15 protein-coding genes and 1 pseudogene are annotated in these 17,526 nt (G+C 61.5%); 11 read left to right on the top strand and 5 right to left on the bottom strand.

Annotation, left to right across the window (positions count from 1 at the left end; translation table 11 throughout):
- The first annotated feature begins 153 nt into the window (after positions 1 to 153).
- Entirely contained in the window at positions 154 to 705 is a 552-nt protein-coding gene (locus APH25_RS12215; protein WP_060482118.1) for a UPF0149 family protein, read from the top strand.
- 9 nt (positions 706 to 714) lie between these two features.
- Here the strand turns inward: APH25_RS12215 and APH25_RS12210 are convergent, their stop codons facing one another.
- Positions 715 to 2,352 (bottom strand): FGGY-family carbohydrate kinase, encoded by a 1,638-nt coding sequence (locus APH25_RS12210; protein ID WP_082428288.1) that lies wholly within the window; start codon positions 2,350 to 2,352, stop codon positions 715 to 717.
- A gap of 196 nt (positions 2,353 to 2,548) precedes the next feature.
- Between APH25_RS12210 and APH25_RS12205 the strand changes: the two genes are divergently transcribed.
- From APH25_RS12205 to APH25_RS12175, 7 genes and pseudogenes are all read left to right on the top strand, one after another.
- Positions 2,549 to 3,547, top strand: coding sequence for a LacI family DNA-binding transcriptional regulator (locus APH25_RS12205; protein ID WP_060482117.1), 999 nt, complete (start codon positions 2,549 to 2,551; stop codon positions 3,545 to 3,547).
- Between the two features lie 175 nt (positions 3,548 to 3,722).
- A complete protein-coding gene (locus tag APH25_RS12200; RefSeq protein WP_060482116.1) occupies positions 3,723 to 4,451 on the top strand; it encodes an SDR family oxidoreductase in 729 nt (242 codons plus the stop codon).
- A gap of 189 nt (positions 4,452 to 4,640) precedes the next feature.
- Positions 4,641 to 4,880 carry a type II toxin-antitoxin system RelB/DinJ family antitoxin gene (locus APH25_RS12195; RefSeq protein WP_060482115.1) on the top strand — a complete coding sequence of 80 codons (240 nt, stop codon included), beginning with the start codon at positions 4,641 to 4,643 and terminating at the stop codon, positions 4,878 to 4,880.
- A complete protein-coding gene (locus APH25_RS12190; protein ID WP_060482114.1) occupies positions 4,870 to 5,157 on the top strand; it encodes a type II toxin-antitoxin system RelE/ParE family toxin in 288 nt (95 codons plus the stop codon). The genes APH25_RS12195 and APH25_RS12190 overlap by 11 nt, the downstream gene beginning before the upstream one ends.
- 138 nt (positions 5,158 to 5,295) lie before the next feature.
- On the top strand, positions 5,296 to 5,925 hold the full coding sequence (locus APH25_RS12185) for a glutathione S-transferase family protein (RefSeq protein WP_028634565.1): 630 nt from the start codon (positions 5,296 to 5,298) through the stop codon (positions 5,923 to 5,925).
- 27 nt (positions 5,926 to 5,952) lie between these two features.
- Positions 5,953 to 6,858, top strand: a pseudogene (locus APH25_RS12180) (pyridoxamine 5'-phosphate oxidase family protein); the annotation flags it as partial.
- A gap of 50 nt (positions 6,859 to 6,908) precedes the next feature.
- Positions 6,909 to 7,805 carry a LysR family transcriptional regulator gene (locus APH25_RS12175; protein WP_028634566.1) on the top strand — a complete coding sequence of 299 codons (897 nt, stop codon included), beginning with the start codon at positions 6,909 to 6,911 and terminating at the stop codon, positions 7,803 to 7,805.
- 74 nt (positions 7,806 to 7,879) lie between these two features.
- On the opposite strand, the gene APH25_RS12170 is transcribed toward APH25_RS12175, so the two are convergent.
- Together APH25_RS12170 and APH25_RS12165 are read right to left on the bottom strand one after the other, a co-directional pair.
- The gene (locus APH25_RS12170; RefSeq protein WP_028634571.1) at positions 7,880 to 9,130 is read right to left on the bottom strand and encodes a ribonucleotide-diphosphate reductase subunit beta; all 1,251 of its coding nucleotides are present in this window, start codon (positions 9,128 to 9,130) and stop codon (positions 7,880 to 7,882) included.
- Positions 9,131 to 9,379: 249 nt separating this feature from the next.
- Positions 9,380 to 12,259: a ribonucleoside-diphosphate reductase subunit alpha gene (locus tag APH25_RS12165; RefSeq protein ID WP_060482113.1), complete on the bottom strand. Its 2,880-nt coding sequence runs from the start codon at positions 12,257 to 12,259 to the stop codon at positions 9,380 to 9,382.
- A 678-nt stretch (positions 12,260 to 12,937) separates the two neighbouring features.
- Here APH25_RS12165 and APH25_RS12160 point away from each other — a divergent pair.
- Both APH25_RS12160 and APH25_RS12155 read left to right on the top strand, forming a co-directional pair.
- Positions 12,938 to 13,630 (top strand): response regulator, encoded by a 693-nt coding sequence (locus APH25_RS12160; RefSeq protein WP_060482112.1) that lies wholly within the window; start codon positions 12,938 to 12,940, stop codon positions 13,628 to 13,630.
- Positions 13,627 to 15,234: an ATP-binding protein gene (locus APH25_RS12155; RefSeq protein WP_060482111.1), complete on the top strand. Its 1,608-nt coding sequence runs from the start codon at positions 13,627 to 13,629 to the stop codon at positions 15,232 to 15,234. The genes APH25_RS12160 and APH25_RS12155 overlap by 4 nt, the downstream gene beginning before the upstream one ends.
- Positions 15,235 to 15,237: 3 nt before the next feature.
- Here the strand turns inward: APH25_RS12155 and APH25_RS12150 are convergent, their stop codons facing one another.
- Both APH25_RS12150 and APH25_RS12145 read right to left on the bottom strand, forming a co-directional pair.
- Positions 15,238 to 15,939, bottom strand: coding sequence for a 4'-phosphopantetheinyl transferase (locus tag APH25_RS12150; RefSeq protein WP_060482110.1), 702 nt, complete (start codon positions 15,937 to 15,939; stop codon positions 15,238 to 15,240).
- Between the two features lie 43 nt (positions 15,940 to 15,982).
- Positions 15,983 to 16,774, bottom strand: coding sequence for a dienelactone hydrolase family protein (locus APH25_RS12145; protein WP_060482109.1), 792 nt, complete (start codon positions 16,772 to 16,774; stop codon positions 15,983 to 15,985).
- Positions 16,775 to 16,903: 129 nt separating this feature from the next.
- On the opposite strand from APH25_RS12145, the gene APH25_RS12140 reads away from it, so the two are divergent.
- Positions 16,904 to 17,509, top strand: a complete 606-nt coding sequence (locus APH25_RS12140) for an outer membrane beta-barrel protein (protein WP_028634577.1) — start codon at positions 16,904 to 16,906, stop codon at positions 17,507 to 17,509.
- Positions 17,510 to 17,526: the final 17 nt, after the last annotated feature.

Here is a 17,526-nt window from a genome sequence, read left to right as displayed (position 1 = left end):
GTAGCGCTCTAAAAGCTAGTCCCGACTGCGTGGTGGGCACAGAATCCGGGCTTCTATACAGGCGCAGGCATATCAGATGCGGGGTTCCTAGACCCCCTTCCGCATCAGCTATGTTAGTGTGCCCCCACGTTCCACTTCCCAGGATGCCTGTACATGCTACCCACGCTCACTGATAAAGAGCTCGACCGCCTCGAAGACTTGCTCATCACCTACGGTAACGATTACTCCGTACTCAACCTTGCGGAGCTCAATGGCTTCTTCACCGCATTGGCCAGCTCACCGTCTACTGTGCAGCCCGGGGAGTGGTTGCCTGCCGTAGCCGGTGGCAGCGTGCCGAAGTTCAAGAAGCCGGCCCATGAGGAGGCCTACACGGCCCTGATGCTGCGCTATGCTAGCCAGGTGGCGGAGCAGTTGGAGGAAGACGTCGACCAATTCGTACCGCTGTTCGAAGAAACTGAAGGCGAGCAGGGCCCTGTCACGGTGATGGAAGAGTGGTGTTTCGGTTATATGCGCGGCACACAGGTTGCCGCTTGGCCTGCACTGCCCGCCGCGCAAGAGCCACTGCTGAGGGCTATTTCGCTGCACGGGCTGGAAGATAACGTAGAACTGCTCGATCAGATGTCCGAGCAGGATATCCAGGCATGCGTGCCTCAGGTGATCGATGCCGTGCGCAAACTCTATGCGTTTCAGCATTCGGCAACGTGAGCTGAAACCTTAGCCCGACGGTTGCAGGTAGGCGCTGGTGCCCTCAACTGCAGGCAGGGCGGGCGGGATGCTCAGCGGCGTGGGTAGCTTGAGCGGCGCATCCGCAGTAGGCGGCAACCCTGCCAGCCGGTGCATACTGGGCTTCAACGCGGGATACAGGTCGCAATAGACCGAGAACAGCTGATCATATAACGCCTGGGTGCGGGGGTTGGGCGTGGCACGCCGTTCAAGGGTGCGCCACCCACGCACGCTGGCCAGGTCGTCAATGTCGCCCGTGGCCAGCGCTGCCAGCATGGCCGCGCCCAGCGGTGCTTCTACGGCTTGCTCGATGGTAAGCACCGGATACCCGGTTATATCGGCAATGATCTGCATCCAGAGGTCGGAGGCTGCGGCGCCCCCTACCACGATCAACTCGGGGTCCAGGCGCTCGGCGCCCTGGCGACCGCGCTCGATATTATGGCGCAGGGCATAGCCCAGCCCTTCCAGTACTGCACGGTAGAGGTGCGCTCTGGTGTGGTACAACGACAGGCCTACATAAGCGCCGCTGGCCTGGGCGTCCCAGATGGGGCTGCGTTCACCCATCATATAGGGCAGGAACACCAAGCCGTCTGCCCCTGGCGGGGTTTTGCCTGCTTCGTCCTCCATCAACTGGTGCACGTCCACGCCAGCTCCCGTGGCGGCCGCGTGTTTTTCCCGTGTGCAGAACTGCTCCCGAAACCAACTGATCGAGGCCCCCGCCGTGATGGCGCCGCCGAAGATATAAAGGTAATCGGCCGGCTTGTGCACGTAGGGCATGCTGATAAGCCCTAGGTGTGCATCTGTGCGGCGATTGACGAAACCCCAGCACATGCTGGTCCCGAGCATCGCTACATGATTGCCCGGGGTCAGCACGCCGGCCGCGAGCGTTGCCATCGCCGCGTCCACGCCACCAGCCACCACCGGGATGCCGGCGCTAAGCCCCATCAGCCGGGCAGGTGAAGGCAGCAGTTCACCAATGACTTCACCTGAGTCGACCAGGCGCTGCGGCATGAGCTGGGGGTCGATCCCCAAGCGCTCGAGTAGGGGAACTGACCAGGTGCGTTGCTTGATGTCGTACACGCCACCGATATTGCCTGCCGAACTGTGGTCTACGGCCACACACCCGCTCAAGTGATACTGCACATAGCTATTGGGTGGTAGCAGATAATGCGTCCTGGCCCACACGTCTGGCCTGTTGCGCTTGATCCACAGCATCTTCGTGTAGCCGTAGTAGCTGTCCACACCATTGCCGGTCGTGTCGTGAAGGTAGGCCAGGTCAATATTCTGCCGAACCCAGTCAGCTTCTGTCGTGGCTCGGCGGTCCATCCAGATGAGGCACGGGTGCAGTGGCATCATCGCTGTGTCCACCGGTATGCCCGACCCGCCATACAGGCTGCTGACACAGATGGCTTTGATATCGTTCGGCTGGATGCTGCTGCTGGCGACGGCATTGGCGACCGCCTGGTAAACCGCCTTCAGCCACACATCAGGCCATTGCTGCGCCCAGAGTGGTTCTGGCTGCTCGACCTGGTAGCCCACGGAGGCCTGAGCAACGATCGCCCCTTGAGTTGAAATCAGCAGTGCCTTGGTACTCTGCGTACCGATGTCTACCCCAACTACATAGTTCATGAGCACATCCTTTGGTTGTTTTTATTGGCTCATGTTGACGTCTACATTTTGGGCCTGGTATGAAGACCCCGGATTAGAGCTGGGTCAAATGGGCAGGTAATGTAAACGTCAACATTGAAATAAAGCTAGCACGGCATTTTTCACCTGACAATGTTGCGTGTACCCTCGACGCACCGCCTCCTGATGCTGATACGACATGGCCAAACCTGGTAAAGCTACGATCACCGATATCGCCAAACGCGTGAACATGACGACCGTCACCGTATCGCGAGCGCTCAACCAGCCGGAGAAAGTCAAAAAGTCGACCCTGGCGCACATTCTTGAAGTGGCCCGCGAGCTCAATTACGTGCCCAATGCATTTGCCCGCAGCCTGAAAAACCAGGAAAGCCGGTTGATCGGCCTGGTGACCGCCAGCCTGGACAATCCCTTTTATGGCGAAATCATCAAAGCCATTACCCGCGAAGCCAAACGTCGGGACTACACCTTGATGCTTTTCGACACAGATGGCTCCCCGGCGCTTGAGGAGAAGGCAGTCGACACGCTGCTCAGCTACCAGGTGGCAGGCATTATTCTGTCAGTGGTTTCAGACGCTGATGATTATTGCCCAGCCTACCTCCCCAAGTTGGAGCAGGCCGCCATACCGGTAGTGCAGATCGACAGGAAGCTGCACGATGCCACGTTCGCCGGCGTATACCTGGATAATGAAGAAAGCGGTTTGCGGGGGATGCGGGCGGTGCTTGCCCAAGGTCATCGCCACGTGCTCGTGGTAGGTGGCCCCGCGCGGTCGGCCATTACCCAGGCCCGCCTTGCCGGGATCCGCAGGGCGGTAGAGGCATGTCCAGATCCGGTTACCCTCGATGTGCTTGAGGGTGACTACACACAGGCGCCTGCATGCGACCGGACCGCTGCCTACCTGCAAGGCGGAGCGCGGCCTCAGGTCATCTTCGGTCTGAACAACCTGATGACCCTGGGCGCTTTGGAAGCGCTGCGCAGGCAAGGGCTGTCGAGGGCGGACATCCAGCTGTTCAGCATCGATCAAGTTCCGTACGCCGAACTATATGGCGAGCCCATTGCGTGTGTCAGCCACAGTAGCTACGAAGCCGGCGCGGGCGCCATTGGCATGTTGTTCAAAGCCATAGACGAGCCCGATCGCACCCAGGCAGATCTCACAATCCAAGGCACGTTGCATAGCTGAGGCGGCAGCCCGAGTAATCATCAACGTATTCGCTTACAAATGTAGACGTTGACATTATGACCGCCACGCCCCTAGATTCAGCCCCGTAACAAGGCTGAAAGACCAAAAATGTAGACGTGAACATTTCTGCCCAAACAATTACAACATGCCTCACGAAGGCAAGCAGGAGCTGAATATGTCCTATCAACTGGAAGGGAAGGTTGCAGCAATCACGGGTGCCGCCTCTGGCATCGGCTTGGCCACCGCAGAAGCAATGACACTGGCGGGGGCCCACGTGGTCTTGATAGACCGGGATGAAACCGCCCTTGGGCTCGCATGTGAGCGGCTTGGGCCGCAGGCGACACCGTTGGTGATCGACCTACTGGACAACGACAGCTGTGGCAATCTGCTCAAAGGGATTGTGGATCAGGCAGGCGGGTTGGATATTTTCTATGCCAACGCAGGCAGCTACCTGGGTGGCAACTTCACCGAGGCCGACCCCCTTGCCATCGACCGCATGCTCAACCTCAACGTCAACGCGGTCATGAAGAACATCAACGCTGTGCTGCCACACATGGTCGCCAAAGGCACCGGCGACATCATCGTCACAGGCTCGGTCGCCGGGCATTTCCCTGTCCCTTGGGAGGCTGTGTACTCGGCGTCGAAGTGGGCCGTGAACTGCTTCGTACAAACCTTGCGCCGCCAGGTCAAAGACCAAGGTATCAGGGTAGCGGCCGTGTCCCCCGGCCCCGTCAACAGCGCCTTGCTCGCTGACTGGCCGGCAGAAAACCTGCAGAAAGCCCTGGCCCTTGGCAGCCTCATAGAACCCTGTGTGGTGGCCGATGCCGTCATGTACATGCTCACGCGCCCTCGCAACGTGACCATCCGCGACATGGTGGTGCTGCCATCGGCGTTTGATATGTAGCAGATTGGGGCTAGATACTAAACCCTACCTCTCCCCTGATTGATCAAGGCGCCCATGGCGCCTTTTAGTATTACCCGCTTTCTGGGGCCTCTGAAGCGTAATGGCCATGATCACCAGACAAACCGCTATTGCGTGTTGAAGTGAATAGGTGCATCGTAATGACAAATGTCTTTACTAAAGGGCTGACTCTTGGCTTCCATCAACATCCGCATTGACGACGAACTTAAAGCCCGTGCCTATAAAGAGCTTGAGCGTCTTGGTGTCACCCCATCAGAACTCATGCGCCAGGCCCTGCAGTACGTTGCAGAACGAGGCTCATTGCCCTTCCGGCCCGTCCTGATGACCGAGGATGATGAGGATCTCATTGCAACCGTTAGGGAGCGGATTGCTTCCGCGCAGCGCGTGAGGGTTCGCCTGGATGACCTATAGTCTTGACTTCGACTCCCGCGCATTGAAGGAGTGGAGAAAGCTGGGTGATACAGTACGTCAGCAATTCAAAAAGAAATTGATCGAGGTTCTGTCCAACCCTCGAATCGAGGCAAATCGCCTTCACTCTCTGCCAGATTGTTACAAGATAAAGCTCCGCAGCAGCGGATATAGAATGGTCTATCAGGTCATAGACCAAGAGATCGTGGTTTTTGTTGTGGCCGTCGATCAACGTGAACGAGATCAGGCATATAAAAAAGCCGCCGAGCGGCTTGTCTAGGCTCAGAGCCAATCCCCCGACTCAATTATTCCACAGCACGAAATTATGGATTACCCCGCACACTGATTCCTCTGCGTTGTGATCCGGTGCAGCATGTGCTCCACCAGCCCACCCCGGTGCTGACCTGGAGTTCAAGCCATGCCTCGCCCCATCAAGCTTTACAACTTCCCCAAGTCTGGCCACGCCCACCGTATTGAACTCATGCTCTCTCTCCTTGGGCTGCCAACCGAACAGGTGCTTGTCGACTTGGCAAAGGGGGCACACAAGCAGCCGGACTTCCTGGCGCTCAACCCGTTCGGGCAGGTGCCGGTCATTGAGGATAATGGCACTGTGATCGCTGACTCCAACGCCATCCTGGTCTACCTGGCCAAGCAATACGGCGAAGGGGCCTGGTTGCCGGAGGCCCCTGCGGCGGCTGCACGTGTGCAGCGCTGGCTATCGGTGGCGGCAGGGCCGTTGGCGTTTGGCCCTGCTGCGGCCCGGCTGGTTACCGTATTCGGGGCCTCGTTCAACACCGACGAAGTGATCGCCCGCGCCCACACCCTGCTCAAGGTAATGGACGCCGAGTTGGGCAAAGCACCCTTCCTCACGGGTGATACGCCCACCATCGCTGACGTCGCCAACTACTCCTACATTGCCCATGCCCCTGAGGGCAACGTATCGCTGGAGCCTTACATCAACGTGCGTAACTGGCTGGCGCGCATCGAAGGGTTGCCTGGTTTCGTGCCCATGCCGCGCACCGTCATCGGGTTGCAGACCAGCGCCTGACACTCCGCCCTCACGAGGAGCGCCGTTATGGAACAGCCTCAGCACCACCGCGCCTCACCTTGGCATGCGGGCGAGAAAAGCCTGCAGGAAATGGCCGGGGTAGCGGCGCGCATGGAGGCGGTCGGGCAAAAGGTCATTCGTGACCAGATGCCCGAGCAGCACCGCAGCTTTTTCCAGCAACTGCCGTTCCTGGTGGCGGCCAGTGTGGATGCCCAGGGTCGCCCTTGGGCAACCCTGCTTGAAGGGCCGGAAGGGTTTATCCGTTCTCCGAGCCCCCAACAACTGACCATCGACACCGGGTTATCAGCGGATGACCCCGCCACCCCCGGGTTGCGGTCTGGGCAGGCCATTGGATTGCTGGGTATCGAACTGCACACGCGTCGACGCAACCGTCTCAATGGGCAGATCCGCCACTCGGCGTCAGGCCAGTTGCAGGTCACAGTGGAGCAATCCTTTGGTAACTGCCCGCGCTACATTCAGCCGCGTGACTACAAGCGCGTCGATGCGCCCGCCCAGCGACGTGAGGAATCAACCACCCTGAACGCGGCCACCCGAACATTGATCCAGGCCGCCGATACCTTCTTCGTTGCCAGCTACGTGGAGCATGACGACGGCAAGCGCTTGGTCGATGTGTCTCACCGTGGCGGCAGGCCGGGGTTCATCAAGGTAGCAGGGAATGTTCTGACCATCCCGGACTATGCTGGCAACCTGCACTTCAACACGCTGGGCAACCTGCTGCTGAACCCGCTGGCCGGTTTGCTGTTCATTGATTTCACCAGCGGCAGCGTGCTGCAGCTAAGCGGGCACGCCGAGGTACTGCTGGAAAGCCCCGCGGTTCACCTGTTTGAAGGCGCACAGCGGTTATGGGCGTTGCGTGTGGAGCAGGTAGTGTGGCGCCCAGCTGCTGTTTCCCTGCGCTGGGCCCTCAAGGAGTAAGCCCGCGGTGTACCCTGCTACCGTTACCTCGAGCCTTTGGAGCCTGAATGGACCAGATCCACCTGATGAAGGTGTTTGTCGCAGTCGGTGAGCTGGAAAGCTTTGCCGCCGCCGCCCGCCGCCTGGATATCTCCGCGGCTGCCGTCACCCGTGCGGTCAGCGCCCTGGAACAACAGCTCGGGGTCAAACTGCTGCTGCGTACCACGCGCAGCGTACGCCTGACCGAAGCCGGCAGCCGCTACCTGGAGGACGTACGGCATATCCTGGCCAGCCTCCATGAGGCCAACGAAGCCGCTGCCGGCATCAACGCCAACCCTAAAGGGGAACTGGCGGTGACGGCGCCCAGCCTGTTCGGCAAGAAATTCGTCATGCCCTGTATCGTGCGCTACCTGCAGCACTACCCGCAGGTGGATGTGTCTGCCTACTTTCTCGACCGGGTGGTGAACATGGTGGAGGAGGGCATGGATGTGGCCGTGCGCATCGGCCCGTTACCCGACTCCGGGCTCAGGGCGTTGCGTGTGGGCCAGGTGCGGCGCATGTTGTGCGCCTCGCCCGGGTATCTGTCGCGCCACGGGATGCCACGGCATCCCTCGGATTTGTCCGACCACGCAGTGATCGGCACCACCAACCTTTCCCCAAGGGCCGGCTGGCGTTTCGGGGTTACCGATGAGCCCACCCTGGTGCGCATGAAGCCGCGGCTGATGGTCACCAGCAATGATGGGGCTATTGCAGCGGCCGTCGGTGGGTTGGGGATTGCACGGCTGTTGTCGTATCAGGTCGCAGACGAGTTGGCCAGCGGCCAGTTGCAGGTGATTCTGGCCGAATACGAGGAAGCTCCCTGGCCTATTCATGTACTGCACCGGGAGAGCAAGTATGGTTCGGCCAAGGTCAGGGCCTTCATTGACATGCTGGCGCACGAGTTGCGTATGCAGCGGTTGGACTGAAAACGTTGAGTGGCAAATTGCGCTCGTAAAAAAGGCTGCCAATTGGCAGCCTTCCTGATGTTCAGCCTGGGCAATCAATCCCAGCTCAACGCCCCACCGGTCTGATACTCGATCACGCGCGTCTCGAAGAAGTTCTTCTCTTTCTTCAAGTCCATGATCTCGCTCATCCATGGGAACGGGTTGGTCGTGCCTGGGTATTCTTCTTTCAGGCCAATCTGGGTCAGGCGACGGTTGGCGATGAACTTGAGGTAGTCTTCCATCATTGCCGCGTTCATGCCCAGTACTCCGCGAGGCATGGTGTCGCGGGCGTATTCGATCTCCAGCTGGGTCCCTTGCAGGATCATCTGGGTCGCTTCTTCCTTCATCGCCGCGTCCCACAGGTGCGGGTTTTCGATCTTGATCTGGTTGATCACATCAATGCCGAAGTTCAGGTGCATCGATTCGTCACGCAGGATGTACTGGAACTGCTCGGCTACACCGGTCATCTTGTTGCGGCGGCCCATGGACAGGATCTGGGTGAAGCCGCAGTAGAAGAAGATGCCTTCCAGCACGCAGTAGTAGGCGATCAGGTTGCGCAGCAGCTCCTTGTCGGTTTCTACGGTGCCAGTGTTGAATTCCGGGTCGGAGATGGCGCGGGTGTACTTCAGGCCCCAGGCGGCTTTTTTAGCGACCGACGGGATCTCGTGGTACATGTTGAAGATCTCGCCCTCATCCATGCCCAGCGATTCGATGCAGTACTGGTAGGCGTGGGTGTGGATCGCCTCTTCGAATGCCTGGCGCAGGATGTACTGGCGGCATTCCGGGTTGGTGATCAGGCGGTACACGGCCAGGGCCAGGTTGTTGGCGACCAGCGAGTCGGCGGTGGAGAAGAAGCCGAGGTTGCGCATGACGATGCGGCGCTCGTCTTCGGTCAGGCCGTCCATGCTCTTCCACAGTGCGATGTCGGCGGTCATGTTGACCTCTTGCGGCATCCAGTGGTTGGCGCAGCCATCCAGGTACTTCTGCCAGGCCCAGTCGTACTTGAACGGTACCAACTGGTTGAGGTCGGCGCGGCAGTTGATCATGCGCTTTTCGTCAACAGCCACGCGGGCCGACGAGCCTTCCAGCTCAGCCAGGCCTTCGGCGATGTCGAGGGCGTCGAGGGCGGCCTTGGCGCGCTTCACGGCTTCGGAATCAGCAGCGGTGGCGGCACGGGCTTCCAGGGCGGCGGCACCGCCGGCGCTGTCCAGCTTGTCGAGGGTGGCGGCGGCAGTGGCCTGCGCAGGGGTGTTGCCTTTGGCGGCTACTTCGCCGTCTTCTTTGTCGAATTCGTCCCAGCTCAGCATGGTGAGGTTCTCCTGCTTGAGGGCCATCTATGGAGTATGGCCGGTGGATCGTGGTTGCGTTGCTTTGGCCCCCAAAGGGGGTACTGCAGTGCACGCAAATCTGATTGCCCTTGGTCGGGCTGGCCCAGGCATTGGCGCCCAGGCCTATTGTGTATGGCTGTTGGGCAGGCGGCGGCAAGGCCGGCCTCCCACAGGGTGCCGTGTGGCTACACGGAAAAGAGGCTTCCCAGGGGAAGCCTCAGCCAAGCCTTACTGGCAGGCTTCGCAGTCCGGCTCGTCGATCGCGCAGGCCTTTGGCACAGGTGCCGGGCCGGCGGCCTGGGCAGGGGCGCTGTCGCCACCGCTGGACACGGCGTTGAGCTTGCCGGTGTTGATGGTCGACTTCTCGGTGCTGGTCGCGGCCAGGGCACGGAGGTAGTAGGTGGTTTTCAGGCCACGGTACCAGGCCATGCGGTAGGTCACGTCCAGCTTCTTGCCCGAAGCGCCGGCGATGTACAGGTTCAGCGACTGGGCCTGGTCGATCCACTTCTGGCGACGGGAGGCGGCATCGACGATCCACTTGGTCTCGACTTCGAAGGCGGTGGCGTACAGGTCTTTCAGCTCTTGCGGGATACGCTCGATCTGCTGCACCGAACCGTCGTAGTACTTCAGGTCGTTGATCATGACCGCATCCCACAGGCCGCGGGCTTTCAGGTCGCGCACCAGGTACGGGTTGATCACGGTGAACTCGCCCGACAGGTTCGACTTCACGTACAGGTTCTGGTAGGTCGGCTCGATGGACTGCGATACGCCAGTGATGTTGGCGATGGTCGCGGTCGGCGCGATGGCCATGATGTTCGAGTTACGAATACCTTTTTGCACGCGCTCGCGCACCGGCGCCCAATCCAGGGTTTCTTCCAGGTTGACGTCGATGTACTTCTGGCCACGGGCTTCGATCAGGATCTGTTGCGAATCCAGCGGCAGAATGCCCTTGGACCACAGCGAACCCTGGAACGTCTCGTAGGCGCCGCGCTCGTCGGCCAGGTCACAGGAGGCCTGGATGGCGAAGTAGCTGACCGCTTCCATCGACTTGTCGGCAAACTCGACGGCAGCATCGGAGCCGTACGGAATGTGCTGCAGGTACAGCGCATCCTGGAAGCCCATGATGCCCAGGCCGACCGGGCGGTGCTTGAAGTTGGAGTTGCGCGCTTGTGGCACCGAGTAGTAGTTGATGTCGATGACGTTGTCGAGCATGCGCACAGCCGTGTTCACGGTGCGTTGCAGCTTGGCGGTGTCCAGCTTGCCGTCAGTGATGTGGTTCGGCAGGTTGATCGAGCCCAGGTTGCAGACGGCGATCTCATCCTTGTTGGTGTTCAAGGTGATCTCGGTGCACAGGTTGGAGCTGTGTACCACGCCCACGTGCTGCTGCGGCGAGCGCAGGTTGCAAGGGTCTTTGAAAGTCAGCCACGGGTGGCCGGTTTCGAACAGCATCGACAGCATCTTGCGCCACAGGTCTTTGGCCTGGATGGTCTTGAACACCTTGATCTTGTTGTACTCGGTCAGGGCTTCGTAGTACTCGTAACGCTCTTCGAAGGCCTTGCCGGTCAGGTCGTGCAGGTCTGGCACTTCCGAAGGCGAGAACAGGGTCCACTTGCCGTCATCGAAGACGCGCTTCATGAACAGGTCCGGGATCCAGTTGGCGGTGTTCATGTCGTGGGTACGACGGCGGTCATCACCGGTGTTCTTGCGCAGCTCGATGAATTCTTCGATGTCCAGGTGCCAGGTTTCCAGGTAGGCACATACCGCGCCCTTGCGCTTGCCGCCCTGGTTCACTGCAACGGCGGTGTCGTTGACCACTTTCAGGAAGGGTACGACGCCCTGGGACTTGCCGTTGGTGCCCTTGATGTAGGAGCCCAGTGCACGCACCGGGGTCCAGTCGTTGCCCAGGCCACCGGCGAATTTGGACAGCATGGCGTTGTCGTGGATCGCGTGGTAGATGCCCGACAGGTCATCCGGCACGGTGGTCAGGTAGCAGCTGGACAGCTGCGGGCGCAGGGTGCCGGCGTTGAACAGGGTAGGCGTCGAGGCCATGTAATCGAAGGACGACAACAGGTTGTAGAACTCGATCGCGCGGGCTTCCTTGTCCTTCTCTTCCAGCGCCAGGCCCATGGCCACACGCATGAAGAACACCTGAGGCAGTTCGAAGCGTACGCCATCCTTGTGGATGAAGTAGCGGTCGTACAGGGTCTGCAGGCCCAGGTAGGTAAATTGCTGGTCACGCTCGTGGTCGATGGCCTTGCCCAGGCGCTCCAGGTCGTAACCTTTGAGGGCAGGGTCCAGCAGCTCGAACTCCACACCCTTGGCAACATAGGCCGGCAGGGCCTTGGCGTACAGGTCGGCCATTTCGTGGTGGGTGGCGCTGTCGGCCACGTTCAGGAAGCCCAGGCCTTCGGCGCGTAGGGTGTCCATCAGCAGGCGGGCGGTAACGAACGAATAGTTCGGCTCACGCTCGACCAGGGTACGGGCGGTCATCACCAGGGCGGTGTTGACGTCCTTGAGGGCCACGCCGTCGTACAGGTTTTTCAGGGTTTCGCGCTGGATCAGGTCGCCATCGACCTCGGCCAGGCCTTCGCAGGCTTCGCTGATGATGGTGTTCAGGCGCGCCATGTCCAGCGGGGCCTTGCTGTCGTCAGCCAGGGTGATGCGAATGGTCGGGTGCGCCTCGATCACGCTTTCGACGTTGGCGCGGGTGGCGCGCTCCTTGGCGCGCTGGTCGCGGTAGATCACGTAGTCGCGGGCGACTTTCTGCTCGCCTGCGCGCATCAGGGCCAGTTCGACCTGGTCCTGGATTTCCTCGATGTGAATGGTGCCACCCGATGGCATGCGGCGCTTGAACGTGGCGGTGACCTGCTCGGTCAGGCGCGCGACGGTGTCGTGAATGCGCGACGAGGCGGCGGCGGTGCCGCCTTCAACTGCGAGGAACGCCTTGGTGATGGCCACGGTGATCTTGTCGTCGGTGTAGGCGACGACGGTACCGTTACGCTTGATCACGCGCAGTTGGCCAGGTGCAGTGGCGGCCAGATCCTGGTTGGAATCGGCAACCTGCGGGGCCTTGGCCTGCGGGTTCTCGCGAGTCGTGTCGGTTTGCATGGGTGGGTGTCTCCACAGTTTCTATATTGATCAGGCGCCTTCTGGGCGCCCACCGTTCCGTCCACTTGCTCGATTGCCCTGGGGGATGCGCAAAACGAACGCATCCGCCCGCGCGGGCGTACCGACTTCGGGACAGACTCAGGAATTAGGGCAATGGCTCGCCGCTCCCTGGCCGAAGTCAAAGGTTCTGGGCTAGGCCCAAAAACTGTTGCTCACAGGTGGCAGGCCTGGCCTGTTGCACCCGTGCCCGAACAAGGCCCTGGAAGGGCTTGCCTCGGTCGCCTCCGCAGGAGCGGTTTGGCTGCTGAAATCACGTGAAGTTCAGCCGAAAAATCGCTTGATTTTGCGGGTTGACTTTTAGGTGTGATTTTGCACGAACCCCTATATCTAGTGGTTCGCTGCGTTCGGGATACAAGATAATGCGGTATTGGGGTGTTTGCAAGGCGAGCTGCTGTGGATAAGTTGTGTGTACTTTGTGAGTGAATCGTGAGTATTCGCTGTAGGCCTTGTGGCCACTGGTTTGGAGTCCTTTTCAGCCCTGAACTGCCATTGGGCAGATTTGCGCCGGCGTGATCTTTGTCACAAAAGCTGTGTTATCCAACGTGCCGGCCATGGCTTGGCGGCGTACCCCGCCAACCGTACTATGACCCGGCGAACACCCTTCACAAGGCGCCTGCCATGGACAACCGCTGCGCACGTATCCTCATCGTCGAAGACGACCCGCGGCTGGCCGAGCTGACCGCCGAGTACCTGCAAGCAAACGGCTATGCGGTCACCGTCGAGGGGGATGGCGGCCGGGCCGCACGGCTCATCATCGACAGCCAGCCCGACCTGGTCGTGCTCGACCTGATGCTGCCCGGTGAAGACGGCATGAGTATCTGCCGGCGCGTGCGCAGCCAATACCCTGGCCCCATTCTGATGCTGACGGCACGTAGCGATGAGCTCGATCAGGTGCAGGGCCTGGACCTTGGGGCCGACGACTATGTGTGCAAGCCGGTGCGGCCGCGTTTGCTGCTGGCGCGCATACAGGCGCTGCTGCGCCGCACCGAGCGGCCCCAGGGCCATGCCTTGGCCTTCGGTGCGCTGCACATCGATAACCGCCTGCGCGAAGCCCGGCTGGGCGAGCAGTTGATCGAGCTGACCGGTGCCGAATTCGACCTGCTCTGGCTGTTGGCCAGCAACGCCGGCAAGGTGCTGACACGCGAGCAGATCTTCACCGCGCTGCGCGGCGTGGCCTATGACGGCCAGGACCGTTCCATCGATATACGCATTTCCAGAATCCGCCCGCGAATAGGCGATGACCCCCTCCAGCCGCGGCTGATAAAGACGCTGCGCAACAAGGGCTACCTGTTCGTCGGCGAGGCGCCATGAGCAACTCGATTTTTCTGCGTATCTATGGCGGCATGCTGGCTGTGCTTGTGCTGGTGGCGCTGCTTGGGGGGCTCAGCCTGCATCTGGTCAACGAGGTACGTGCCGCCCAGCACCGTGAGGGCCTGGCCCAGGGTACCTTCAGCCTGATGGCCGACAACCTCGCCCAGCAGAACGACACCGAACGCAAGCGCTCGCTGCTGATGTGGGAGCGCCTGATGGGGGTGCCGCTGGCCGTGCAACCGATGGCGGCCGTAAGCCTGGACGGCGCACAGCGTGCGCGCTTGTATCGCGGCCTGGTGGTGGTGGAGAAAACCGGCCCGCATGCGGCCAGGGTATTGCGCAGGGTGGGCCAGCAGGACCTGTTGCTGGTAGCGCAGGTGAAGCAGGTCAGCGAGCAGTTGGCACGCGCCACCCTGTATCTGCTGGCAGACGAACTGGTGCGCTACCCGGTGACGGAACAGCAGCAGCGCCTCGAACAGCTCAAGCAGGACAAGGGGTTCGGCTTTGGCGTTGCGTTGCAGCGCATTGAGCGGGCGAGCCTGGACGATGACCAGCGACGCCGCGTGGAGGAGGGCGACACGGTCATGGCGCTGGGCCGGGACGGTGACTCGATTCGGGTATTCGCCGGGTTGGCGGGCTCGCCCTGGGTGCTGGAAATTGGCCCGCTCTACCAGCTCAACCCGTACCCGCCGCAACTGCTGGTGCTGATCGCACTGCTGGGCCTGAGCCTGATCGGGCTTGTCGTGTACTTGCTGGTGCGCCAGCTTGAACGCCGTGTTTCCGGGCTGGAAAGCGCCGCAGCGCGCATCGCGCACGGCAGCCTGGATACGCGCGTGCCCGCAGGGGACGCCGACTCGGTAGGGCGTCTGGCCCAGGCGTTCAACGGTATGGCCGAACACCTGCAGCGTTCGTTGACCATGCAGCGTGAACTGGTGCGGGCGGTGTCCCATGAACTGCGCACCCCCGTGGCACGCCTGCGTTTTGGCCTGGAAATGGTCGAAGCCGCCGCTACCGAGCAGGCCCGTGCCAAACACCTGGCCGGCATGGATGGCGATATTCAGGACCTCGACGAACTGGTCGATGAAATGCTGACGTACGCCCGGCTGGAGCAGGGCGCACCTGCCCTGCGGTTTCAGCCAGTGGACCTGGATGCGCTGCTCACCCGGGTAATCGACGAGCTGGCGCCGCTACGCCCCGGTGTCAGGGTGCTGCGGGGTGATTGTGACAGCACCGCCGCTGATGGCGCCTGGGTCGAGGCCGAGCCGCGTTACCTGCATAGGGCCGTGCAGAACCTGGTCAGCAATGCCTTGCGCCATGCCGAAAGCGAAGTGTGTTTGAGCTACCAGCTGGGGCCCAAGCTATGCCGCATCGATGTGGAAGATGACGGCCCTGGCGTGCCTGAAAGCTACTGGGAGCGCATTTTCACACCCTTTACCCGGGTCGATGACAGCCGCACCCGCGCTTCCGGGGGGCACGGCCTGGGCCTGTCGATCGTGCGGCGCGTCATTCACTGGCATACGGGCCGCGCTACGGTAAGCCGTAGCGCCAGGCTTGGTGGGGCCTGTTTCAGCCTGGCCTGGCCGCCACGGCAAGCACTGCAGTAGTGCTCAGGCGCTGACCAGGCTCAGTACGTGGCCCGCCTGCAGGCAGAACTGGCCCTGCAGCACGGCACCGTGCCGCCACTGGGGTGAAAGGTCGGCAAGCAGGCGCAGGCGGGCCAAACCGTCAGCGGACCAGTCCAGCAGCTCGGCGTGCTCGAAGTAGAAGCGCTGGCCGGTCAGCGGGTAGAGGGTCTTGAACAGGCTTTCCTTGAGGGAGAAGGTCAGGGTCACCGTCATGCCCAGCTGGCTGCGGTCCAGCCGCTCCAGCTCCATCGGGGTCAGGATCTCGCCCATCAGCCGTTCGGCGCGCTCGTCGTCCAGTAGTGCCTCTTGATCCAGCCCCAGGCCCTGGCAATTGGCTTGGGCCGCTACCACGGCCGCTGCCCAGCCTTTGCCATGGGTAATCGACCCGCGAATGCCAGCAGGCCATACAGGCGAACGGTCTTCGTGCGTGGCCGGCACATGATCGCGGCCGTCCAGGCGCTGCAGAGCGGCCCGCGCGCACACCCGGCCGGCCAGGTACTCCGCCTGGCGCTTGGCAACCGAGCGTTGCAGGCTGGCACTGGGGACCACACCCGCGCGGTGGAAGTCGTCGGGGCCCAGACGGGCTGGGTCGAACGCGCAACTGACCAGCACCGCCCCGGGTAGCGGGCGGGGCAGGGGCCAGTGGTGCTGAAGGGGGGCGCAACAGGCGGGCAATGTGTTCATGGGCCTATTGTGCCAGCTGCGCAGATGCCATGGGAGGCCGTAGCTATTTGAGTACTTTCTTGAAGAACTCCTGCATGTCGGCCCATGAGCGCTCGTCCGCTTCCTTGTTATAGCCGATGTCCGGGCCACCATGCCCGCCATGGCTCAGCCTGTCTGCGTCCGGGTTGGTGAACCCGTGCTTGGCGCCTTCAAGGGTGACGAACCTGTAGTCCACCTTCGCCGCGTCCATTTCGGCCTTGAACGCGTCTACCTGCTGCGGGGTAACCATGCTGTCTGCGCCACCGTGCTCCACCAGGATCGCGGCCCGCACCACGCCTGGCTTGGCCGGTGTGTCGGTGACCAGCGCACCATGGAAGCTCACCACGCCGTCAAGCTTCTCGCCGCGGCGTGCGGCGTCCAGCACTACCTTGCCGCCGAAGCAGTAGCCGACGGCGCCCAGTTCGTGTTTGTTGGTGTTGGGCTGCATCTTGAGCAGCTCGAGGCCGGCATCGAAACGCCCGGCGGCTGCGGCAGGGTCCTTCATGGCTTCGGCCATGAAGGCCTGGGCGTCCTGAGGGTGTTCGGTGTGTTTGCCATCGCCATACATGTCGATGGCCAGCGCGTTGTAGCCCAGCGCTGCCAAGTCGCGGGCACGGCGCTTGGCGTAGTCGTTCAGCCCCCACCACTCGTGCACCACGACAATGCCGGGGCGCTTGCCTGTGACGGCGTCATCGTAGGCGTAGTAGCCGACCAGCCGATCGCCATTGGCATCCTGGTAGGGGATTTCGCGGGTTTGGACCGCCGCTTGGGCGAGGGCGGCGCTGCACATCAAGGTCAGGGCCAGCAGGGCACGCATGGGGAGTACTCCTTGTTCGCATTCGGTTCGTTCAGCCAGGGTTCAGCGTGGGTTCAGTCGCGGTTCAGTGTGCCTTGCTTACTCTAGCTTCCACACCAAAGCAGCGCACTCAAACAGGAGCTACTTGCCATGAAAACCTTCAATTCCCTGCTTGCCGCCATGGCCGTCTGCGCCGCTGGCATGACCAGCGCCCAGGCCGCTGATGACACCTTCGCCAGCCTGACCTACGGCCAGACCAGCGACAAGGTTCGCAAATCGGGCCTGCTGCAACGCAACACCGACAACCTCAATGCCGACGGCATCATCGGCAAGGACGATACCTGGGGTGTGCGTCTGGGCCAGATCAACGACCAAGGCCGCTACTACATGACCTACGACACCGTTTCCGGTGACCACAGCGGCTTCAAGCTGCGCCAGCAGAACCTGCTGGGCAGTTACGATGCCTTCCTGCCAATCGGCGATACCACCAAGCTGTTTGGCGGTGGCAGCGTGGGCATCACCAAGCTGACCCAGAATTCACCAGGCGCCAGCCGTGACAGCGACTACGGTTATGCCTACGGCCTGCAGGCGGGCGTGATCCAGGAGCTGACCGACAAGGCTTCGGTCGAGCTGGGCTACCGCTACCTGCGCAGCAATGCATCCACCGAGTACAGCGCCCATGGTGCACCCAAGGCCGGTGTGCTGCGCCTGACCAGCAGCGCACAAACGTATCTGGCGGCTTCCTACAAGTTCTGAGACCCAAGCCGCGTTAT

The sequence above is a fragment of the Pseudomonas sp. NBRC 111119 genome (assembly GCF_001320125.1).
In the GTDB taxonomy this organism is placed as follows: Bacteria; Pseudomonadota; Gammaproteobacteria; order Pseudomonadales; family Pseudomonadaceae; genus Aquipseudomonas; species Aquipseudomonas parafulva.
The sequence above is the reverse complement of the archived record's forward strand: the minus strand, read 5'-3'. Positions and strand labels throughout refer to the sequence as shown.